19 protein-coding genes are annotated in these 21043 nt (G+C 48.3%); 1 reads left to right on the top strand and 18 read right to left on the bottom strand.

Going from position 1 to position 21043, the window contains the following annotated elements:
• Window positions 1–9: 9 nt before the first annotated feature.
• The 12 genes from ACOCF6_RS19365 to ACOCF6_RS19310 all read right to left on the bottom strand — a co-directional run bounded on the left by ACOCF6_RS19365 (window position 10) and on the right by ACOCF6_RS19310 (window position 12605).
• Window positions 10–576, bottom strand: a complete 567-nt coding sequence (locus ACOCF6_RS19365) for a pilus assembly protein PilP (protein WP_482461961.1) — start codon at window positions 574–576, stop codon at window positions 10–12.
• Window positions 548–1156: a type IV pilus inner membrane component PilO gene (locus ACOCF6_RS19360; RefSeq protein ID WP_482461960.1), complete on the bottom strand. Its 609-nt coding sequence runs from the start codon at window positions 1154–1156 to the stop codon at window positions 548–550. The genes ACOCF6_RS19365 and ACOCF6_RS19360 overlap by 29 nt, the downstream gene beginning before the upstream one ends.
• Window positions 1157–1197: 41 nt before the next feature.
• Entirely contained in the window at window positions 1198–1767 is a 570-nt protein-coding gene (locus tag ACOCF6_RS19355; RefSeq protein WP_482461959.1) for a PilN domain-containing protein, read from the bottom strand.
• Entirely contained in the window at window positions 1764–2819 is a 1056-nt protein-coding gene (gene pilM, locus ACOCF6_RS19350; RefSeq protein WP_482461958.1) for a type IV pilus biogenesis protein PilM, read from the bottom strand. The genes ACOCF6_RS19355 and pilM overlap by 4 nt, the downstream gene beginning before the upstream one ends.
• A 17-nt stretch (window positions 2820–2836) precedes the next feature.
• Complete coding sequence (locus ACOCF6_RS19345) at window positions 2837–3037, bottom strand: helix-turn-helix transcriptional regulator (RefSeq protein ID WP_482461957.1); 201 nt, start codon at window positions 3035–3037, stop codon at window positions 2837–2839.
• A gap of 349 nt (window positions 3038–3386) precedes the next feature.
• Window positions 3387–4094, bottom strand: a complete 708-nt coding sequence (locus tag ACOCF6_RS19340) for a hypothetical protein (RefSeq protein WP_482461956.1) — start codon at window positions 4092–4094, stop codon at window positions 3387–3389.
• A 19-nt stretch (window positions 4095–4113) separates the two neighbouring features.
• A complete protein-coding gene (locus ACOCF6_RS19335; protein ID WP_482461955.1) occupies window positions 4114–5436 on the bottom strand; it encodes a PulJ/GspJ family protein in 1323 nt (440 codons plus the stop codon).
• A gap of 8 nt (window positions 5437–5444) precedes the next feature.
• Window positions 5445–5840, bottom strand: coding sequence for a type IV pilus modification PilV family protein (locus ACOCF6_RS19330; protein ID WP_482461954.1), 396 nt, complete (start codon window positions 5838–5840; stop codon window positions 5445–5447).
• Window positions 5830–6351 (bottom strand): pilus assembly FimT family protein, encoded by a 522-nt coding sequence (locus ACOCF6_RS19325; RefSeq protein WP_482461953.1) that lies wholly within the window; start codon window positions 6349–6351, stop codon window positions 5830–5832. Before ACOCF6_RS19325 ends, ACOCF6_RS19330 begins: the two co-directional genes overlap by 11 nt.
• 23 nt (window positions 6352–6374) lie before the next feature.
• A complete protein-coding gene (locus ACOCF6_RS19320; RefSeq protein WP_482461952.1) occupies window positions 6375–11192 on the bottom strand; it encodes a pilus assembly protein in 4818 nt (1605 codons plus the stop codon).
• A gap of 62 nt (window positions 11193–11254) precedes the next feature.
• A complete protein-coding gene (locus ACOCF6_RS19315) occupies window positions 11255–11791 on the bottom strand; it encodes a hypothetical protein (protein ID WP_482461951.1) in 537 nt (178 codons plus the stop codon).
• Window positions 11792–11819: 28 nt separating this feature from the next.
• Window positions 11820–12605 (bottom strand): DsbC family protein, encoded by a 786-nt coding sequence (locus tag ACOCF6_RS19310; RefSeq protein WP_482461950.1) that lies wholly within the window; start codon window positions 12603–12605, stop codon window positions 11820–11822.
• A 423-nt stretch (window positions 12606–13028) separates the two neighbouring features.
• On the opposite strand from ACOCF6_RS19310, the gene ACOCF6_RS19305 reads away from it, so the two are divergent.
• Window positions 13029–13265, top strand: coding sequence for a hypothetical protein (locus tag ACOCF6_RS19305; protein ID WP_482461949.1), 237 nt, complete (start codon window positions 13029–13031; stop codon window positions 13263–13265).
• Window positions 13266–13398: 133 nt separating this feature from the next.
• Here ACOCF6_RS19305 and ACOCF6_RS19300 read toward each other — a convergent pair whose 3' ends face one another.
• From ACOCF6_RS19300 to ACOCF6_RS19275, 6 genes are all read right to left on the bottom strand, one after another.
• Window positions 13399–14685, bottom strand: a complete 1287-nt coding sequence (locus ACOCF6_RS19300) for an O-acetylhomoserine aminocarboxypropyltransferase/cysteine synthase family protein (protein ID WP_482461948.1) — start codon at window positions 14683–14685, stop codon at window positions 13399–13401.
• Window positions 14686–14878: 193 nt separating this feature from the next.
• Window positions 14879–15244, bottom strand: a complete 366-nt coding sequence (locus tag ACOCF6_RS19295) for a hypothetical protein (protein ID WP_482461947.1) — start codon at window positions 15242–15244, stop codon at window positions 14879–14881.
• Window positions 15245–15265: 21 nt separating this feature from the next.
• A complete protein-coding gene (locus ACOCF6_RS19290) occupies window positions 15266–15877 on the bottom strand; it encodes an L-threonylcarbamoyladenylate synthase (RefSeq protein WP_482461946.1) in 612 nt (203 codons plus the stop codon).
• 144 nt (window positions 15878–16021) lie between these two features.
• On the bottom strand, window positions 16022–17965 hold the full coding sequence (locus tag ACOCF6_RS19285; RefSeq protein WP_482461945.1) for an ATP-binding protein: 1944 nt from the start codon (window positions 17963–17965) through the stop codon (window positions 16022–16024).
• Window positions 17966–17975: 10 nt separating this feature from the next.
• A complete protein-coding gene (locus ACOCF6_RS19280; RefSeq protein WP_482461944.1) occupies window positions 17976–18854 on the bottom strand; it encodes an ABC transporter substrate-binding protein in 879 nt (292 codons plus the stop codon).
• A complete protein-coding gene (locus ACOCF6_RS19275) occupies window positions 18854–20683 on the bottom strand; it encodes a TonB-dependent receptor plug domain-containing protein (protein ID WP_482461943.1) in 1830 nt (609 codons plus the stop codon). Before ACOCF6_RS19275 ends, ACOCF6_RS19280 begins: the two co-directional genes overlap by 1 nt.
• Window positions 20684–21043 lie beyond the last annotated feature (360 nt).

Raw genomic sequence — 21043 nt, 5'->3', positions numbered from 1 at the left:
CGGAACTCCTTATTGTTTCCTGGGAAGGGTGATCCTGATATTTTCCTTACGCACCCTACCGTTGTCATCCTTAAATTGCTCAAGTACATCAACTCCGCTGGCATTGATTGAAGTTATTCGACCATCATTTTTTCCAATTGACATACCAGCCTTTAGTACGTAACCCTTACCATTAGGGTCTACAACCATTGCTTGATTTTCCTTGCCACCAGTAACAACCCCAATCAATCTAAACTGGCTGACATCAAAACTATGAATTGGAAGACCACTCAGAAGGGCTCTTTTGAGTTCTGCAGGCGAAGGTGCTGATGCAGCTTTAGTAAGTATTGGAGGCTTAAACGGATCTTTCTTACTACTGAAATCAAATTGATTACCCTGTGGTTGAACCGTCAACTTCACAGCTGAACTTACCGGTTTCTGTACAGGCTTAACCAATTGTTGTGTAGCAGGAGCTGCAACAACAGTTGGTGAAGGAGACTGATCTTTTTTACCGCAGCCTGAATTAATTGCTGCAATACAAAGAAGAGCAAGGACCCTTTTCATTTGATTATTTAGGTGGAACTGGTTTCTTGTCATCCTTAATCTCTTTCTTATCAAGGAAACGGAATGTAGTGGCGAGGCAGGTAACCTTCGTCATCATCCTATTGTTAACATTTTTGATATCGGAAAAAGCCACATTGGTAATATTAACAATTCTTGGTAGATTGGAAACAGCAGCAAAAAAGTTTGCCACACTAAAATACGAACCGGAAACAACGATATCAACTGGAACCTCTGCATAAAAATCTTTAGCAACTTCACCCTTCGGTCTAAACACCAAGAAGTCAAGTCCGGCATTTTTGCCAAGTGCCGTTATACTGGTAAGCAAAGAAGGAATCTCTTTTGAATTGGGAAGTTCGGTCAAAGCCTGCGCCAATTCAACATTCAGTTGGTCATATTCTTTTTGCAAGCGGGGTAGATTAGTCGCAATTCTGGTTTTATCATCTATCTCAGTCTGTAGCTTGCTTAACTCAGCCTTCAGACCAGCAAGTTCCGTATGCTTGGGCAGATAAAGAAACCATACCAGAGCCGCTGTTTCAAGGATAACAACGAGCACAAGTATCAGAATCTTCTGTTTCGTCGGCAGTTTGAGTATTTTTTCTACTTGAGGGTTCATATTTAATCCACCCTGAATAATAATGAAGCTATTTTTGGGGATTATTTTACAGGCGTAGCCTGTATTGCTAAACCAGTTTTAAGCTTACATGCCAATTCAAAACTTTTTACTTTGCTTCCAGAAAAATCTTTTTGTTCTGAAACAATAAGTTCAACCCCAGTGAAATCATTTGAAGCCTGAATACTACGCATAAACTGTGCGATTAATTCTTCCGTAAATGCAATTCCAGCAATTTTAACACTTTCACCGGATTCTGCATATGTCGTTAACCAGAGTTGATCAGGTGTAATATCGCTCAATGTCGCGAGCCGCTGAGCTGGACCTTTTTTATTTTTTCGCAACTGCTCTAATACATCAAGTTTTTTCTTAACTTGCGTTTTAAGCGTTTTCAGCTCCTCCAACTTCCCGATTCTAACTTTCAATTCAGTGATTTTTTTATTTGCAGCCGAGATGTCGTTCTTTGTTGAAGATATTTGCCCAAGCTTAACAGCATACATAGCCCCCACTACTACAAAAACAACAACAAGAGAAAAACAAAAAATTGTTATCTGCTGTACAGCAGTTTCTTTTTTCTTAGCAGCTCTGACTGGTAAAAGATTGATCTTTATCATTTGTCCCCTACCCTCCTGATAGCAAGCCCGACCGTCACTGCCATAAGCGGGCCGATTTCCTGAAGGTATTCAGGGTCAAAATCCTTTTCATTAAATTTCAGCTTAGCAAACGGATTAATCATTTCAACAGGCAATCCGGTTTTGTCTGATATTGATTCCACCAGATTATATCCTTTTGATCCTCCGCCACTTACAAAAATTTTGGTTATACGATCGTCATTAGCCGTTGAATTGTAGAAATCAAGTGAACGGCGTATTTCCTGAGTAATCGTCTCATTGACTTTGCCAAGAACATCAAGTAAAGCGACATTTTGAGTTTCCTGCGTCAGAGTCTTAATTGACTCCGCAACTGAGCTGCTCAATCCCATCTGTTTTTGTATTTCTTCGGTATAGAGATTACCACCCATCTGTACATCTCTGGTAAATAATGTAACTCCAGCCTTAACTACGTTTATGTTCATTACGCTTGCACCAATGTTAATCAGTGCGATAACATCCTCCGTACCAACATCATGATTCAACTCAAATGCATTTTGTACTGCAAATGAATCAACATCAACTACAGAGAGATGCAAACCAGACTCATTGAATACGCCAACATAATCATTGATAATATCTTTTTTACTAGCGACAAGCAGGACATTCATCTTGGAAGGGTCGATACTATCGGGGGACAAAATTTGAAAATCCATATTGACATCATTTATATCAAAAGGAATATATTGCTCTGCTTCCCAAGTAATCTGATCTTCCAATTCTTCAGGAGGCATTGCTGGAAGAACTATTTTTCTTATAATTACTGAGTTGCCTGAAATGGAGCAGGCTACATCCTTCACCTTAATACCGAGACTAGCGACGATGTTTTTAATAGCTACTACTATTGCTGCGCTATCCATGAGTGTGTTATCAACAATAGCTTCCGGTGGAAGTGGGGCAATACCGACGTTGAGTAGCTGAAAAGAGCCCTTCATATCCTTAAGCTGGACAAGCTTAACTGAACTGGATCCGATGTCTATGCCGATAACTTCTTTTTTCTTGTTAAAAAGAAACATATCTCATCCCGTTTCCATCAATCCTGAAATACTTTTTCTTTTTCATCCAGTGAAAATCCGAGGGCAAGAATAATCTTTCGCATGGTTTCCAAGCGACATGGTTCACCACGTTCTACCCTATCTATGGTAAGCGACGAAACACCCGCCTTGCGGGCTAATTCAGCCTTACTTAAGAGTCGTGACTCTCGAATTGATTTGACCTTGTTCTTTGGCTTCATATTTTATCCCTACTTTAAATGAAACTAGGATTAGATATAAAGCAAATATTATCATTGTCAAGTAATTTATATGTAATTACATAAATATTATTCTAAACATTTGCTTCATTAACCAGGCAGGTTATATTCTGTTTTTTGGAACGAGTTTTGGAACGTGTAAACAATCTTACCAGATTAAATTTGAAACAAAAATATCCAAGAAAAATTAAATCACTTCGTCAATCAACTCTAAACCGGTGATGATCCATTTCGAATAGGACTGGTAATTGTGGAAAACATCTCGGCCCTAAAATAAACTTATATTATAGGGCCGAGATATTAAAGAAAGATTTTGCGGATTCAAGAAGGATCAATATACATACTCCACTGATATTTTTGATTTTTCTGTAGCATTCTGGGCTCGCTCTGCTTGAACTTCAATCCGGTACCTATAGGGCCTGTGTGGATTTGTATCTCCCCCAAACATAGCACCACCAGCATCTACAACAGCCCCACCTTCAAGTTCTAAATTACTTCTGTCAGAATTCCCAGCAATCGAAGTAAACGCTAACGTCATGGTGTTCCTACCGGTAGCGGTACTTTTATTCTGAAAAACTGGTAACTTGTATTCCGTTGTATCTACAATTTTGGAGTAAACGGTAAACGGCATGCCGGAGACAGGATTAAGCACAAACCGTACATCTGCAGATTTAGATGCATCCAGCGAATTATCAGAACAATTGGCAGGCCACTTGCTGTTAGGATTCATTGTCTTTATACGCAGACAATCCGATACAACAACCGAACTCAGTAACCTCAGATGGTTCTCCATGTTCGACTTGAACGTTGCATCAGCCAACATCCCGTCGCTTAAACTTTTACTGAGCACATCCTTAAGCATTATTTCTACACCGCCGTACGCAGCTTCAGTTGTTGTTTTATAGCGTTTCATCGCACCAGATGAACGAATACCTCCCATAACCATATAAAGAAGCGTCATGGTGATTACAAGCGACATCACCGTAAACATCAATGACGTCACTAAGGCAATACCTTTTTCATTTTTCAAATATCTCATGGCAGGCCTCTCTACCCTATTAATAGGAATTGCTGACCAAATTTTTGGGACGAACTATGATCCGATAAAGCTTCCAGCGATATTTCTGCTGTTCTGCTGATAATACGTATGTCTTTGCGGTAAAGCCATCTGCAGCAGCATCACCAACTACAATGTTAGCTGATGGCGCCCTGTAGTTACGATCAATTTTGCCTTCTTGTGCAAGGATATATACTTTTACAACTTTCAGTTGTTCACGAAGCCCTTTAGGATCAGTCAGCCACGTCTGGATATTTGTCACTGTTCCTGACGCTGTGATCGCTGGATTTGTTGAGGTTACGGAAGCGCTGACAGGTCCTCCAAACACATTTGAAAGTGTTGAATACGCATCAACACTCGAATTTTTCCGTTCCGTAGGTGGGCGAACCTCAGGATCCCACCCCAACACGACCTGCATATCGGCAACGCAATCAAGCAGAGGGATATAGTTATAATCACCACCAGTTGATGAACCATGTTTTACCGTGGCTTTATATAAGATCCCTGTCCTCGGTGCACAAAATGACGGCACTACATTCCCATCAAGATTACTACCTATAAAAAAGTCCGTACGGTTAAAGGGCATGCGCGGGTCTGGAGTGTTATCGTCAGAAAGTCCATAGACCATATATGTGTTGTTTTGATCAGTAGGCAAATAATCATCAACAAACCCGCTGTTATTAAAGGCAACTGAAAAAATTGAACCTGTAGCGGACGTAGCCGAACTGCCGGGCTCAACTATCAAAGTATGGTCAAGGGTTTCATTCGTGGGATTTGAGTTCACCATAAGAACCATATTTCCATTCTTAAGATTTCGTGAAGCAAATGCGACGGGACGCGACTCACGTGGAACAGCACTGTAATTCAGATAAGGGATGTAGGTCCACAGTTGGGAAGCTTTGGCACGGCCAACCGTTGTACCTTTAATAGCAATATATGCAGAGCTGAAGGTTCCTAATTTGGCATAGGCAACAAAGGCTCGCGGCACCCCATTTGGCGCATCATTCAGTCTCAGACCCGAAGCATCCGTAGCCTCAGCATACGTGAGACCGCAATTGGTCAGAGTGGAATTATTGCGAAAGCTCCAGCTCCACGGAAGACCGAAACCGGTCTGTTCAAGATCATGCCGCATGACTTCAAGCCCGATCACCCCTTCGATGTTGCTTTCCTCCATTTTGGAAAACTTGGACGATTGGGTAATTATCTTATTGAAGGCCTCACTCGCGATGATCATAATAATTATGAAGAGAGACATGCTGATAAGTAGCTCAACAAGCGTGAAGCCCTTCTGTAGTAGCCTATTTTTTTTAAGAATACGTAGCACGAGACACCTCAATCAGGACTGGTTGACACAAAGGAAGTAACGGAATGCCGGCCTGTTTTATTTTTATAATTCCAGGACACATTTATATCAATCTGTTTTGAACTGGTGGTCGCCTTAAATACGATTTCCTGGACAGAGTAATCCTTGACAATACCGCGAATAGTTCTTGATTTTGTAGTCCAGGCTGGGTTAAGCGATGTCGTTGGAAGCGAAGCATAGGAAGTTCCCTTTTTTTTCATCATCAGCTCGTCTGCGACAGTGGTTGCCTCATTTCTCAGGACCGATTCCAAATTTTGCGACATGGCTATATTGATCCCCTGCAACATGCCAAGTAGTCCGATCATTAAAATTACTATGGCAACCATGAATTCAATCAATGAAAATCCGTTATTCTTATTTATCATCACACACTCCAGCATTCTGTCTGCCTGCATTGACACGTATTGTATGGATTGTCAGGCAATTTATACCTCCGGTTGAGCTGGCAGCCCCTCCAAGAAAAATCGTTGGGGGGGTGAAAACCGTCATCCCTCTTGCATCAATCTCATAACTAGAACCGCTAAAATTGACTCCCGCATTTGTTGTCAACGGGTACGTAACATTATGCGTCCCATCAGGAAGTATCGTGCCATGCGCCAAAAGATCTGCGGGAGAAGTATATGTTTCACTACTGTAAGATTTGAATACATAGCTGTTTGCATTGAGTGTAATGCTGTGCCGCGTTTTCATTGTTATTGCCCGCAGACGCAGTTGACCAATATCTGTCACCATCTGTCGAACCTGGGCCTCCACTTTGTTTTTTGTCAGCCACTGATTAAATTGTAGAGCGCCTATCGTTGATAAAATTCCAATAATTGCGATGACCACCACGGTTTCTATTAAAGAAAATCCGTCGTTTGAGCTTACTGCGCGCATATTTCCCCCACACGGTAGCTTCATCACTGCTCCTGGATGTGCAGGATCTTCTTCAATCCTTTATTCATCAACAGCGGGCGTATACCTTTGCCGGATGCAATCCCCATGAGCGATACACCATCAACCGAGATGTTTGCACTGGTTTTTCGGCCGCTCTTGGCTGTAAATTGCGTCGCCAGGTCAACCATGGTAATACCGCCGCTGGAGGTTTGAACCGGGGCCTTGCCAGACAGGCTGCCTTCGGGTGGGGTCCCCCCGGTATCGTATTTTACAGCCCACAATGCCGTGGTGCCGCCAGGCACACAGACATCCGTACTGGGCGTATAGGTTGTATAAAAAACCAGTCCATTCGTAGCAGCGGTTACGTCGGTGACGATCCTTTCGGCTCCGGAGGTACCGGCTGCAGGATCCATGGTGATATACCAGCCCTTTTTGTTGGTATCCAATTTTACTGCCGGCGGCGTGCCGCCCTGGTCCTGCAGGGTGCTCAGATCGCTGGGAACAGCAACACATGCGGTCCGGGTGGTCTCCATTGCAAATCGTTGGTCCGTCCCGGTGTACTGTGTGTAACAGGGATCTTGCACACCGTAGAACTTGTGTTGGACATTTACCTCATCACCCGTAAAGAAATAACGTCCTTCACCGAAATATACCCACATTTTCTTGTTGGCCCGGTCCTGAAGCTTGGAAATCGATGAGGTGATCGGGCCGATATCCTTGATCAGGTCACTGATAAACCAGGTCGCTGGATCCGGATTGTTATTGGTCACCAGCCGCAAGACACCGCCTTTGTCCCAGGCGGTCGGATACGGTCCCGGGGATGCGGTCGAATCCAGGGAGGCCCTGGTGTAGGAGATATAGGCCACATCATCGGCATAAAAGCCGGTTCTCGTTTTCTCCGCTATATCGAGATCGATCACTGAACCTGCCAAAGAGTTGGCAAAGGCATATTTAATTTCAGTGTCAATTACCCAGTAATTGCAGCCGGTCTGTCCGGTGGTAGTGCATTTTGTAAAGGTGGAACCACCATTTATATCAACGATGTACAGTTTCAGATTCTGATCGGAGCGCCCCGTGAACTGACGATTCACCGGGTCGATCGAGCCGGTGGGACCGGAAGCAAAGACGGCAAACCAGCGGCCATTTTTTGTTGGAAGGGGCTCACCTCCGGGTGACAGGGCATTGGTCCGCATAATCGCAGGTCCGGGGGTTGTAAACCCCAGGCCCTTGTCGGCAGCAAGGGCGATCGAATAATCAGAGAACTCCCACATGTACGTCGGTGACAGCGGATTCGTAACATCCAGCGCAAAGTAGGAGGACATGCCGATGCCGGCCTTAGGGGTCTTGACACAATCCGTATTGTTTGAGGCAATGGCATCGTGATTCAGGGTTTCATTGCAATTGCTGTTCTTATCGCGACTGGCCCCACCCAGGCCCATCCCACCGATCAGAACGGTCCTCCAACTCGTGTTGGGAAAATCAATATTACCTGGTGTCGATTCAGTTGTAACGCGCGTTTGCTCCCAATAATTTCCTGAGGAGGGTGTATGAATGGACATATCATGGACGACTATGGGACCATCCACCAGACACTGATGGCAGTAGTCCGTGCCGGCCTGATTCTGGAGATACGGCAGCGCATTTTGGGGAATAAAGGCCCACTCTTCTTTTCCCAAATCGGTGCCGGATATTTTTGCAACAAGTTCCGGATGTGAGCCACTATTGATGTTTGTCACCGTCCCCAGCCTGAAGGCGTGCAGCATACCGTCATTGGAGGATGTATACACGACATTTCTACTTTTGTAGTCATTTGAACGATGAAATTTGGGATATTCAGGATCACCATATTTGGTATCATAATAATTCAACTTGATTGAGGACTCGACCTGGGGTGTCGAGTTTATGATGTCGCCCAGCTTCCATTCCGCAGGGTCAGCCGTATTCAGCAGACCAGTTCTAGGGTCAGTAAAACTCACTTTGCGAGACCGATACTCGGTACGATCAGTACCACGCACGTAATTGACAAGATATCCGGCCTGCACATCTGTTATAGCACCCGCATCCGTAGCCAGCCCCAGGTTCATCAATGGACGTAACGTAGCCAGATTGGCAGTTTTGAAGGCATTGTCAACATGGGTAAGCGGCAAGGCTGTTGAAAGGGGGGTATAGATCAGACGACTGCTCGCACTCATTTTCTGCAGCTGGGCCCCCGCTCTCCAGAGCGATTTTGTAAGAAACGAGTCACTTGGCGGATATTTATCCTGAAGCAGATTGAGCATATTGTCGGCAACGGTATCTTCAAAGATGCCGCTATTTTCGATCAGCGGATCGAGGTAGTACCACAGCGCCTGCATCTCACCCAGCCATTTTATCGAACTGTTCTTCCATTGCGGAAAGAACAGCGCCTGTATGAGGTTGGCACCCCGCTCACCACTCTTGTTGTTGGCAACAGCGGCGGCAGTACCGGAGGAGGTACGAGCGGTTATGGAACTGAAAACCGCCTCCAAATTTGCCGCCAGCACGTCACCATCTGTAGCTTCGTAATAGGTATCATTATATTCACCGGCATCCGGTTTATTGTTTAATGCCAGACCGGTAAAACCATCGGTATAACCACCATACTTGGCGGCTTCTTTCAATATTGCCCTCCCGGTGCCATCGCCGAAGGCATACACGGCAAAGAAGGTAATATTCTGTTTACCGGCAATGTCACTGCGCAAATCGTTGTTGTGGGCATAGTACGTCAATCTCGGCAAGTAAGGATAGGAGGTATATGAAGCCGGTTTATCCGCAGCCGGCAACGCGTTGTACCAGGTGGTGAAGTTAGAGTCCGTCACGTTGGCTCCCGTCACTCCCGGCACATTTTTATCATTGGTCGGCTCACCGTCTGTCAGCATAATGACAAAATGTTTCTGGCATTTATACTGGATCGGGTCCTTGGCAGCATAACTTGTCCCGTTGTACGCACTGTTTCCCGCCTGGTAATACCGTATCGCTTCATAAAATGATTCAGACAGGGGGGTAAACCCCTCTTTAGCAACAGCCTCTACCCGTGCCACCATAGTGCTCAGGTCGGACCCCAGATCAGCAACAACCGTTCCGCCATCTTCAGCTGAACCAGCTGTGGCGATTTCGGAACCATTATTATTGAACGTCATCAAACCTAACCTGACCGTCCCTATTGTCCTGTGGATAAGTCCACTCGGCTCGGTCAAACCGTACTCTACCAACATGCCTCCGTTGGTTTTCAGAAAAAACGACGTAGTACCATTAGCTCCACCGCGGGCCACTCCCGCCGCAGCATCTACCTTGCCACCGACCAGGATGTTTTTAACAACATCCAATTTTTGCATGCACAGGTAATTCAGATAATTGCCCGAAAGTACCGTACCATCTGTTATATCGGAACATTTACTTACAGATGTCGCCTTCTTGTAACTCAGACCTGCACTGGTATTGATGGTAAATTTTTTGGTTGTGCTTGTGTAGGTGTACATCTTGTCTTTGGCAAAATAGCCGTAAAAGTTCTGAATATTGGAAAGCGAGCAGCTAACACCGGCCGGGGCTGTTGTAGTCTTACCACTCGTGTCGCAGGTATATGGTTGGTTTGTCGAATTATCCAGATAAGGATAATTCGCCATACTTCCCGAGTTATCGAAGATGATTAGAACATTGGGCTTTAGCGACGATTGCCCGGCAATAAACGAAGGCACCTGGCAGTATTCACTTCCCAACGTCGAGGACACCCCGATCAATTTGACGGTTATTGAGCCATTTGCCTGAATATTGGTAAATGTATACGTATTACCGGCAGCCAGGACAGCATCCGTTACATTCTGATTGGTATAGCTATTGTTGGAATCAGTTACAATTACGCTGGCAATAGCACATCCGGCATTTGGAATAATTGAAAAGGTCTGGTTAGAACCAACATTGTAGGTGTTTGTAACGGGTGTAACGGAACCGCAGGTTGTTGAACCGGTCGTATCAAGTGCGGAGGTGATGGTATATTGCTTGACACTGTAACTTACATAGAAATTGTAATTCCCGGTGATCGGGTCTGTTTTTAAAGAGGTGTAGGGTCCACCCGCAGGAAGCAGGTTGGCGGTGGTCCAACTGGCGCCATTGTCATCGCTAAATTTATCGACTTGACACGACGTTGATGAATTTCCAACGTAATATGTCGGAGTGGCATTCGTCGCTACCCCGGTTGTGGTAACTGATGTTGAGGTTGTAGAACCTGTCACCGCCACGGTATCAAGTAACCCTGTACTGCTGCACGTATATGCAGAGCTTGTTGTATCCGTGTTGCCGGGGTAATCGATCGGATATCTTTTACCGGTTATGGTGTATGAGGAGACCACGGCCCTGGGTTCAAAGACAACCCAGATGTACCAGGTTCTGGGATCACCACTACCCGACGTCATATCGCTGAAGGAAACAGTAGATATTTTATCTGGAGAAGGTGTTTTATTGGTCCAACTGGAAATTCTATCCTGATCCGAGGAATCCCACCGTATCCAATAGATACTTTTTATTTGGTGCGTAGCATCCGGAGTAACCTCGATCGTATTTGTGCTGCTTCCCGAGTTACCTGCTTTAGCAGTCGCAAAGGCCATATTGGCGTTGTTCAGCTTAACAGATCCGCCCTGACCATTGGCAGCGTTGAAATCTGTCGGACTGGAGCTTGTGCTGGTGTAGTTGGTAACCGAACGGTTGGTAGGGGTTGTTTCGGTACCAAAATATGCAATAAAAGTTCTGGTATTGGCTGCGAACACCATTGATGATGAAAACAGCACTCCAACCAAAGCCATCAGATACACCATCGTAATTTTTTTCATACTCGTTCCTCTCATTGTTACACCTCCCGAATACAATAAACAGCGACACACCGCCAGATCTATTACTTTATTACGTTCCTGACAACCTGAGGATTCATCACTATAATGACGCTAACTGCAACAACAAACAGCACAACTGCCATGACGACCACATTCCGCTTTGAGAAGACCTTCTTCATCAGCATCTCCATTGGAGATAAAATCTTGCCGTGACAATACATGCAGACCTTGATCTTTTCCGAGATCAATTTACTGCAATACGGGCAGCGTACCATGACCGCCGGCTTTTCCTCTTTCTGTTTTTTGTCTGCAAGTTCTTTTTTTAAGGAGTTATATTTTTCATACTCACGGGCATAATCCTTGTAAATCATCGAGCTGGTGATTCTTTCATAAAGGTCGTGCAGTTGGTCCTGATTCTCCTTCGCTTTTTGACGGGCTTCCGGATCAGAAGAGTGCATTTCGCTGTTATATTTGTCCACCAGGCCGCGATAGACCTTGTCGACCTGATCAGGCGGGTCACTAAAGGTCAGTCCCAGCACCTTGTAGCAAAGATCAATATCATCGTAAATTTCCATTAGGTTTTTTGATGAATCACTCACGGTTGATCCCCTTGTAACAGAAATTGTATTATTTATTTTCAAGCATCTTTTTCAAGGTTTCGGCGTCGCGCATGCCGACTTCAACCTTGCCGTCCGGCATAATCATCGTCGGTGTTCCGGAAATACCATTGGCATTGGCAAACGCGATGATTTCATCGATGGCCTTCCTGCTGCTCTCTTTGGTCGGCGGAGGAATCTGCTGACCGTCAAAGGCTTTATCCATCACATCAAGACTTTTTGTTTCAATTACCGCCCTGGATTTGTCATAGGCAGCCGGATGCATGGGCAGCGGAAACAGCATGATGTGAATAGCGACGTCCGGCGCAATTGCGGCCAGTTTTTTCAGTTCAAGATGCCCTTTTTTACAGTAGGGGCAGTCCGGGTCGGTGAACACATAGAGCTTTTTGGACCCTTTGGGATTTCCCATGATCACGGCATTGTTGACCGGAATTTTTGAGACATCGACTGATGTGGTCTGCTTGGGCTGGGGAAGATCCTGGGCATGGGCCGAAACCGGCTGAAGCGTCTCCAGATTAACAATCATGCCCTGCAACAGATGCTTTTTGCCGTAATCGATAAAGATGACACCCTGCTTGCTGTCTTTTTCAACCAAAAGTTCAAAGAGCCCCCGCGAGGGAGACTGCTTGACGGACTTGACGTTGATACCGGTCTTCTTGAGGAGTTCATTGGCATCTGTTATGGTAAGGGAGTGGCAGGAGGTACAATCGCCACCACAATTATCCTTTGCCATGGCAAACGAGGGCGAGGCGATGATGACAGAGAGGGCGAGTGAAAAAATCAATTCCTTAAACATGGTGAATCCTTTCAGTTGGATGTACGCTGCATGTAGATGCACGAAGAGTGCCCAGCATTCAATACCATTAACAGTCTGATATTACTATATTTTATTTTCAGCGCATCCATTACCATGCAAAATTTTCATAGCGCACGGAATTCGTGACTCGATAACCCTGCAATTTTTGCCTAGCAGTGGCAATCAGATCTATTGAAATCACGGCCCTGCTTTACTATGTCTGGGATGATCTGCTGGCCACCAACAAAACCACCCCATTTGAGACATCGGACAACCAAATGAGGCAGTCATTTTTTGTCTTCAGCGCCAGATTTACACACAATATCAATATAATCAGATAGTTGAAATCCGTATCAGCTATGGCACAACAAATGCTACATCATATACCAAGAAACAACACCACCAATCAAAGGAGATTCAATCATGAAAAAAGTATTATCCTCCATCGTAGCTGCTCTTGTTGCCGTTTCTTTCGCTGGTATCGTATGTGCTGCTGAGCCTGCTGCACCTGCTGCAATGCCTGCCGGTCACCCTCCTGTTGCTGATAAAGCTGCTCCTGCAAAGCCTGCTAAAAAAGCAAAAAAAGCAAAGAAAGCCGTTAAAAAAGAAGCAAAGCCTGCTGAAGCCGCTGCTCCTGCCGCTGCTCCTGCTGCAAAGTAAGCGTTACAACCATAGCTGTACAAAAAAGGCCGCATCAGCAGATGCGGCCTTTTTCTGTTTCGAACTCTTTCTATTTAATCCTTCAACGCCACCACTTCTCAATCCAGTTCTTACACCAATCGCAACAAAAACGTCACGCCTGGGACAACTCCAGCGCCTGCTTGATATCTGCAATGATATCTTCAACGTTCTCAATACCGATCGAGAGACGGATAAAGTCGGCGGTCACGCCGCTTGAAATCTGCTCCTCCTCGGAGAGTTGCTGATGGGTTGTGGAAGCCGGGTGGATCACCAGCGATTTGGCATCGCCTACATTGGCCAGGTGTGAAAGCAGCTTGACGCTGTCGATAAACACCCTGCCGGCCTGCAAACCGCCCTTGATGCCGAATCCGATAATGGCGCCCTCGCCTTTTGGCAGATACTTGCGGGCCCGGGCAACGTCCTTGTGACTGGCAAGACCGGGGTAATTTACCCACGAGACCAGCGGCTGTTTCTCCAGCCATGCCGCTACTGCACGGGCGTTCTCCACATGACGGGGCATGCGGACATGCAGTGTTTCAATACCCTGCAGCAATTGAAAGGCATTAAAGGGGGATATGCAGGCACCCATATCGCGCAGCAACGAAACCCTCATCCGCAGAATGTAAGAAAGATTGCCCAATGCATCCCAGAATTTGAGACCGTGGTACGAAGGGTCAGGCTCCGTAAATTCAGAGAATTTACCGTTATTCCAGGGGAATTTGCCGCCGTCAACCACCGCGCCACCGATGCTCGTGCCATGACCACCGATGAATTTGGTCAGTGAGTAGACAACGATATCAGCACCATGCTCTAGCGGTTTAAACAGGAAAGGGGTGGTTACCGTGTTGTCGACGATGAAGGGGATACCGGCTTCACGGGTAATGTTGCCGATAGCTTCAAAGTCATCGACATTATTCTTTGGATTGCCAACTGATTCGGTATACACAAGGCGCGTGTTGTCGTCGATCGCCTGACGGACGTTTTCCGGGTCGGAGGTGTCAACAAACTTGACCGTGATTCCTAGCCGGGGAAGGGTATAGTGGAACAGGTTGTAGGTACCGCCGTACAGTGAGTTGGATGAAATGATATTCTGTCCGGCCTTGGTAATATTGAGTACGGCATAGGTAATAGCGGCCTGTCCGGATGCAACAGCAAGGGCACCGACCCCACCATCCATTGCCGCCAGACGCTTTTCCAGCACATCCGTTGTGGGATTCATCAAACGGGTGTAGATATTTCCAAACTCTTTGAGACCAAAGAGATTTGCCGCGTGTTCCGAACTTTTAAATACATACGAGGTCGTCTGATAAATGGGAACCGCACGGGAAAGACTGCTCGAGTCGGGAGATTGTCCTGCATGGAGAGCTAATGTTTCAATTGATTGCGGCATATCTGACATGGCGAAATCCTCCTGTTTTATACGGCTTTTGTGACTAAAAGATATATTTCCCATGCATTCAAGTCAAGTATATTCATATATTTCACACAAAATAAATGTGCTTTATAGGGATATTGCTACATACAAATTATACAGGCAGATCACAGGCTGATTTCTGTATCCCGTCATCTAAAACCGGCTGACTGAAAGCGTTCTAAATTGTAATGGTCTCGCCAGGACGGAGACGCTCACGGGTGGGTTCATAGGGGGCATCAAACGAAGCAGCCAAAAGATAAAAAAACAGTGAAACAACACCAACGATCAGAAATATCGAAGGCATGACCCTGACACCTGAATCGCTCTGCCGGGACGGAAGTATCAATCCAAAAGCCGATTGAATCACCCCATAGCCACCCATTACAGCAGCCCAGAAGATTCCCAATCGGTAGAATCGCATTTCAGCTTCGTACGATAGAGATAAAACGTCACTCACGCCGCCATGATAAAAACTGACAATCAGTATAATGATCAGGGCCGACAGCACCAGACGCATGCCATTGCGGATTGACCTTTTACGCATCAACATCATCCTCGACAAGGTTCATTGAACACACCAGGACACATCACCAAGACCGGCACGCAGCACCTCGGGCACATCACCTACCAGGTTGATCACCGAACTGACGTCCGTCATCAGGATATCGCCGTCGATGATGATGTCCAGCTGATTGCCAAACGTGCTCTCGATCACCAGCGGGTCACCAACGGGTTCTTCGCCGGACAGATTTGCACTGGTGGTAATGATCGGATTTCCCAGCGCATGCACCAGGTCAATGCAAATGCGGTTATCCGGAATTCGGATTCCCACTGTTTTCTGGCGCGTCAGCAGCAGATCGGGTACATCGCGGGTTGCAGCAAGAACAAAGGTATATGGCCCCGGCAGATATCGTTTCAGATACTTGAAGGCGACATTGGTTACCCTGGCATACTGGGATATTTCAGATACGCTGGAACAGATGAAAGAAAACGGTTTGTTTCGTTCCCGCCCTTTCATCCGGTAGATGCGCTCTATTCCTTTTTTATTGAAGATAGAGCAGCCGATGCCATAGGTAGTATCGGTGGGATAGGCAATGATGCCGCCATCCCGCAGACATTGGGCGACTCGGGCGATCTGGTGAGGTTGCGGATGGTCCGGATGTATGGCAAGAATCATATATAACCCATTGAACAGAGTAGATGCTGGAATGCTGTCTTCCTAAAGTAACCGTCTTCTTTATTGAGCGATAATAGCCAATAAATCAGAAGACGTCTTCAATTTTATGAACTGCACGTTTGTAATCTGCACGGACACCGGGCTTCAATCAGCCTGCACGACTCTCTGCAGTTCGCTCTCAAGCACATCCATGCTGTACGGCTTGCGGATGAAGCCTGCAGGGGCCGCCTGACTGGTAAGGCGCTCACTCAGCTCATCGTCGTTGAATCCACTGGAAAGTATCACCTTGATGTCCGGCCTGATGCGGCAGATTTCGCTCATGGCGGCAATACCATCCATATGCGGCATGGTAAGATCCATCAGAACAACCACAATCTCATCAGCATGTTCACGAAATTTTGAGACCGCATCAACACCATCACAAGCGGTAATCACGGAGAAACCACACAGTTTTACCATCTTGGCGCAAACCCTCAGGACAGGTTTTTCATCATCCACCACCAGCGCCAGACCGGAAAGCGGACTCCCTTGAATCGCGCCTGTTTCCGGCTGGGAAGCTGCATACTCAGTACCTGTGACCTGCACTGCAGATTCCGAGACCGGGAACAACACCCGGAAACATGTTCCCCGGCCGGGCTCGCTCTCCACAAACAGAGCACCGCAGTGAGTTTTCATTATCCCCATGACAGCAGACATCCCCAGGCCGCGCCCGGTGAACTTTGTCGTAAAGAACGGATCGAAGAGGCGTTTCAGGGTTTCCGCGCTCATACCGCAGCCATTATCCCTGACCTCAAAAAAAACATAGCACCCCGGTTCCGGTTTCTCCTCCAGCAGACTGGCAGCCAGGCTGGATTGATCACAGTCCTGGATTCCGCTGGTAAGTTTGATCTGGCCTTGTCGCCCCTCCTCAATAGACTCTGCTGCATTGACAATCAGATTCATGACCAACTGCTGGATATGGGCTTCATCTGCCATAATGGCCGGCAACTCTGCCGCAAGGTACAGTTCCATCGAAACGGTTGCAGGGGTGGCAGCACCCAGAATTTCAGCATTGTTTCTGACCAGCTCATTCAGGTTCAGTTCATTTTTGGATAATACACCCTTGCCCGCATAGGTCAGCATCAAATTTGTAAGCAGAGCCGCGCGCCTGGCCGAATCCATGGCATGGGAGATATATTTATCCGGCGTCAAACCTGAGGCAAGCTTTTTCGATGCCAGCTCCATATTGCCGATAATAGATTGCAGCAGGTTATTGAAATCGTGGGCAATGCCGCCCGCCATCACCCCCAGACTCTCCATTTTATGGGCTTGAAACATTCGGCGCTCAAGCTCCAGGCGCTCTTCCTGAAGACGGGAATTTTCTTCGCTGCGTTGCTGTAATATGCTTGCCAGATGATTGATGGCGCGGGCTGCCCTGCCCGGTTCATCATCGGATTCAATAGCTATCCTGGAGGTAAAGTCACCACCCTGCATGGCGTCTATGCCGTGTACGAGGGTGTTGAAAGAGCGGGTTACCCGGCGGAGCACCAGATGGCAGAGCAATGAGACCACCAGCCAGAACATAACGGCCAAGCCAACGGACAGCATGATCATCTGGCGCATCGCACGTGACAGGTCGTCTGTACCGCGTTCCATGCGCACGCTGCCAATCAGTGCTACGGCGGGATCCCAACCGCCAATCATGGACGCTTCAACCGAATCAACCAGCTGACTGCTGTGCACATCCACTGTCTGGCTGATCAGCTTCGTTGGATTGGGAAGTTTCGGGTTATGGATATCGGCCAGCACTCTGCCGTCAGCCGCGCTGATGATCACTGCATGGATTTCGCTGGCCTGGGCCGCCTGCACGGCCAATTGGCGCAGCATGTCCCGGTTTTCGGCATACAGCGGCAGCCGGACGGATTCGGCGAGATGTTTAGCTCTCAATTGCAGCTGTTCAGCGGCGAGATGGTGTGTTTCATTGATTTCATTGATGATGTACAGGGAACTCAACAGGCAGGCGATCAGAAAGGTCAACAGGGTAAAGATGAAAAACAGATTGAATTGAAAACTGGTACGAAATTCTGACCATCGCGAATAGGCTGACATGGTCAATCCTTCACCTGGTTACCAGTTTATTCACTTCAATATAGGCTGGACCAAGCTTCATCAGCACGGCGGAATTGGCCTTGTAGCTTGTGCCGAGCGGGTACACGGGTCGCAAGTCGCCAATCCTGCTGCCGCTGAGGAGCGCGGTGGCCATATTACCGGCCTGGCGGCCAAGTTCGAAACGATCGATTTCAACCACCACTGCCGCCCCCAGCCCCAGATAGCTGCCGGCAAATGAAATAACCGGAATGGCATGGTCCTGGCCGAATCGGAAGTAGGATTCAGTGGATTCCCGGGTGACCGCCGTGACATCGGGCAGCATCCAGAGAGCATCAACCTTCCCTGCCAGGTAGGAGAGTTGGGCCGCGGTCTCCCGGGATGACAGCACCTCGCGGGTCACCAGCTCGATTCCCGCCTTTTCTGCCTCCTGGCGCGCCTCACGCAAGTACCAGCTGCTCCTGACCGGATTGTAGACAACCCCTACTCGCCGGATTTTCATACTCTGGAACATGCTGATATAGCGTTCCGGCGCTGCAAACATACTGATGCCGGTCAGGTTGGCCTGAGAAACCTTCGGACCATGGATGCCGAGCGACATTACGGCAATTACCGGAGTATTCTGGACCTTGCGGGCAGCTGTCAAGGCGGCGTCACCCACGGCCAGAATCAGCTTGGGACGATCCTCGCGGACGATCCGGACGAGATCAACCTCGGCGTAAGCGGACAGTACGATCACCCGCTGCGAAGCGGCCTGTTCATTTCGGAAGCCCTTCAGCACCTCCTCGAAAGCGGCATCCTGACGGCTCTGAAGCACCAGGATATCATAGGCCTGCGCCAGGGAAGGGAGCATGACCGCACAGGCGAGTATGACAAGAACCAGGCGTTTCATCAGAACCTCACCTTGATTCCGCCATCGAACCAGCGTTGTGCGTTTTTAACCAGCTCATCCTGGTACTGGTCGCCATTGAACAGATTGTACCCTGAGAAGAACAGCTCAAGAGAGGTGTGCTCCCGCTTGAAGAGCGTAGCCCCCAGGTGCAGGTCCCAGATCAGGCCGCCGTAGCGACCGTTGTAGCCGGGCACGGCGTTCCACATGATGTGACGGCCGGTCAGCACAGCGCGGCAGACCTGGTCATCATAGCGCAGGGCCAGCTGCACGGTATGGCGAGGGTCGGCATACACCTGGGATCCGTCGCTGTCGTGCAGGCTGTCGGTGAAGGTATAACCGGCCCCCAGCGAGGTATTGTAAACCGGCGTGGTGCGCAGCTCCAGCTCGGCCCCCATGGCAGTACGCGACTCGGCCGCGGCAGGGTCCAGGTTTCGCATGTTTAACACGTTCCAGGTCTCGTTGCGAAACAGCGTTCCCTTCAGCCAGAGATAGGGCACAGCCGTGCTTTCAACACCGATCTGACTGGTCCAGACCTTTTCGGGCTGGCGATCCTGAAGCAATGAGGGGAGGCTGTAGCCGCGGGCCGTGTAGCCGCGCAGCAATGTGGCATCCGTAAGTTGCCAGACTATGCCCAGCAAAGGGCTGAACTGGTCACCACCGCTGACAGTCCGGTCAAAACGGGCGCCGGGGATGATGGAAACCGGGCCAAAGCTGGCGGTATCGTTCAGGTAGACGCCCCAGCGGTCCACAACCCTGTCCAGGGTGTTGACCTGGATTGACGCGTCGTTAGCAGTTATCTCGGCATGTTCGTAGTCCCCTCCCACCACCAGCAGATTGCCGCTGCCGCGCCAGACCAGCTTTGCGCTTGCGCCGCTGACCCGCTCCCGGCCGTTGATGGTTTGCAGGGGTGCATTGTCCGATATCTGGGAGCTGAAAACATCCTGATGCCGGGAGGAGAAACGACCAAGCAGCTCAAGCTCAAGCTGTCCTGTCAGAGGTCTGCTCATTCCCATCGTGGCGTTGATATTGTGCTGGGACTGGTCTTCCTTGAAATCCAGGAGCGGGTCGCCCCAGAAGGTGCCGCGGTCGGCGCGGTCATACTTGAAGCTAGACCAGAGCTTGCCCTGATCAGGGAGATTCCAGGTCAGCTTGCTATAGATACCGTTGGACGATACATTGGTGTGCGGCGTCAAAGAATTTGAACCGAGGTAGCCGCCGGAGAGGTAGTAGCCCAGACGACCGGCAGAACCGGAGAGTTCCGCCCGGGAATCGCTGGTGGTCCGGCTGCCGATGGAGGCAGTAACCGAGCCGCCCATGGCCCGACCACTGTCGGGAGTCCGGGTGATGACATTGATCACCCCGCCCAGGGCCTGGCCCCAGGTCGATGATGCAGCACCCTTGACAATCTCGACCCGCTCGATGATCTGGGCCGGAACCAGCCCCACGTCGGAGAAGTTTTCACCCAGCGTATTGAGAGGCACGCCGTCCAACAGCACCAGGACATGCACGTTCGATGAACTCTGGATGTAGCTGAAGACGAGATTGCCCAGAGCCCCGCGTGGATCGGTCTGTATTCCGGGGACTGTAGCCAGAACATCCGCCAGGGTATGGGCGTTAAGTGCCTCGATATCTCTACGGGTAACTACGGTGATGTTTTCGGCGGTACGAGAGAGCGGCTTGGGTACGCGGGCTGCCGAGGAAGAGGATACCTGCCAGGCGCTAAACAGCCCGAGGGTGTCCTCCTGCTCTTCTCCTCGCGCTGACGAGGTGACAAAACAGATGAGTGCCAGGAGCAGACAGATAATATGTGAGGGGCTATAAGTTGACATAGAAAATGTAAAGGGTTTATAGCAGTATCAGAAGCTGCTTGTCCAGCCGATAGAACAACATTTTCAAAAAAAGGAGGTGGAACGGATGCGAGAAGAACAGGATGATCTGATGGTGCTGGAAGAGGGATATGAGTTGGATGCGGAACACGGCTGCACATGTGTGACCGGAGCAACGAAGGTCAGGTAAACAGAGCCAGGAAGCGGTAGGCAACGCACAGGAAGATCTGCGAGAAAGTGAATATCTAACAGATCTTCCTGGACGTACCACAAGACATGCTGCACGCTGAGCTGCGAGCACGAAAAACAATCCATTCCACCATATTTTCAGGAACTACATCCGTAACCCTACGTAACCATGAG

The sequence above is a fragment of the Geobacter psychrophilus genome (assembly GCF_056821595.1).
This window is presented reverse-complemented; position numbering and strand designations above follow the sequence as displayed.

Coding starts and splice junctions, on each gene's coding strand:
- ACOCF6_RS19275 (WP_482461943.1), bottom strand. CDS start 20,683: ATGTCAACTTATAGCCCCTCACATATTATCTGTCTGCTCCTGGCACTC.
- ACOCF6_RS19305 (WP_482461949.1), top strand. CDS start 13,029: ATGAAAAAAGTATTATCCTCCATCGTAGCTGCTCTTGTTGCCGTTTCT.
- ACOCF6_RS19360 (WP_482461960.1), bottom strand. CDS start 1,156: ATGAACCCTCAAGTAGAAAAAATACTCAAACTGCCGACGAAACAGAAG.
- ACOCF6_RS19330 (WP_482461954.1), bottom strand. CDS start 5,840: ATGATAAATAAGAATAACGGATTTTCATTGATTGAATTCATGGTTGCC.
- ACOCF6_RS19285 (WP_482461945.1), bottom strand. CDS start 17,965: ATGTCAGCCTATTCGCGATGGTCAGAATTTCGTACCAGTTTTCAATTC.
- pilM (WP_482461958.1), bottom strand. CDS start 2,819: ATGTTTCTTTTTAACAAGAAAAAAGAAGTTATCGGCATAGACATCGGA.
- ACOCF6_RS19280 (WP_482461944.1), bottom strand. CDS start 18,854: ATGAAACGCCTGGTTCTTGTCATACTCGCCTGTGCGGTCATGCTCCCT.
- ACOCF6_RS19365 (WP_482461961.1), bottom strand. CDS start 576: ATGACAAGAAACCAGTTCCACCTAAATAATCAAATGAAAAGGGTCCTT.
- ACOCF6_RS19290 (WP_482461946.1), bottom strand. CDS start 15,877: ATGATTCTTGCCATACATCCGGACCATCCGCAACCTCACCAGATCGCC.
- ACOCF6_RS19320 (WP_482461952.1), bottom strand. CDS start 11,192: ATGAAAAAAATTACGATGGTGTATCTGATGGCTTTGGTTGGAGTGCTG.
- ACOCF6_RS19295 (WP_482461947.1), bottom strand. CDS start 15,244: ATGCGTAAAAGGTCAATCCGCAATGGCATGCGTCTGGTGCTGTCGGCC.
- ACOCF6_RS19355 (WP_482461959.1), bottom strand. CDS start 1,767: ATGATAAAGATCAATCTTTTACCAGTCAGAGCTGCTAAGAAAAAAGAA.
- ACOCF6_RS19310 (WP_482461950.1), bottom strand. CDS start 12,605: ATGTTTAAGGAATTGATTTTTTCACTCGCCCTCTCTGTCATCATCGCC.
- ACOCF6_RS19325 (WP_482461953.1), bottom strand. CDS start 6,351: ATGCGCGCAGTAAGCTCAAACGACGGATTTTCTTTAATAGAAACCGTG.
- ACOCF6_RS19340 (WP_482461956.1), bottom strand. CDS start 4,094: ATGAGATATTTGAAAAATGAAAAAGGTATTGCCTTAGTGACGTCATTG.
- ACOCF6_RS19300 (WP_482461948.1), bottom strand. CDS start 14,685: ATGTCAGATATGCCGCAATCAATTGAAACATTAGCTCTCCATGCAGGA.
- ACOCF6_RS19345 (WP_482461957.1), bottom strand. CDS start 3,037: ATGAAGCCAAAGAACAAGGTCAAATCAATTCGAGAGTCACGACTCTTA.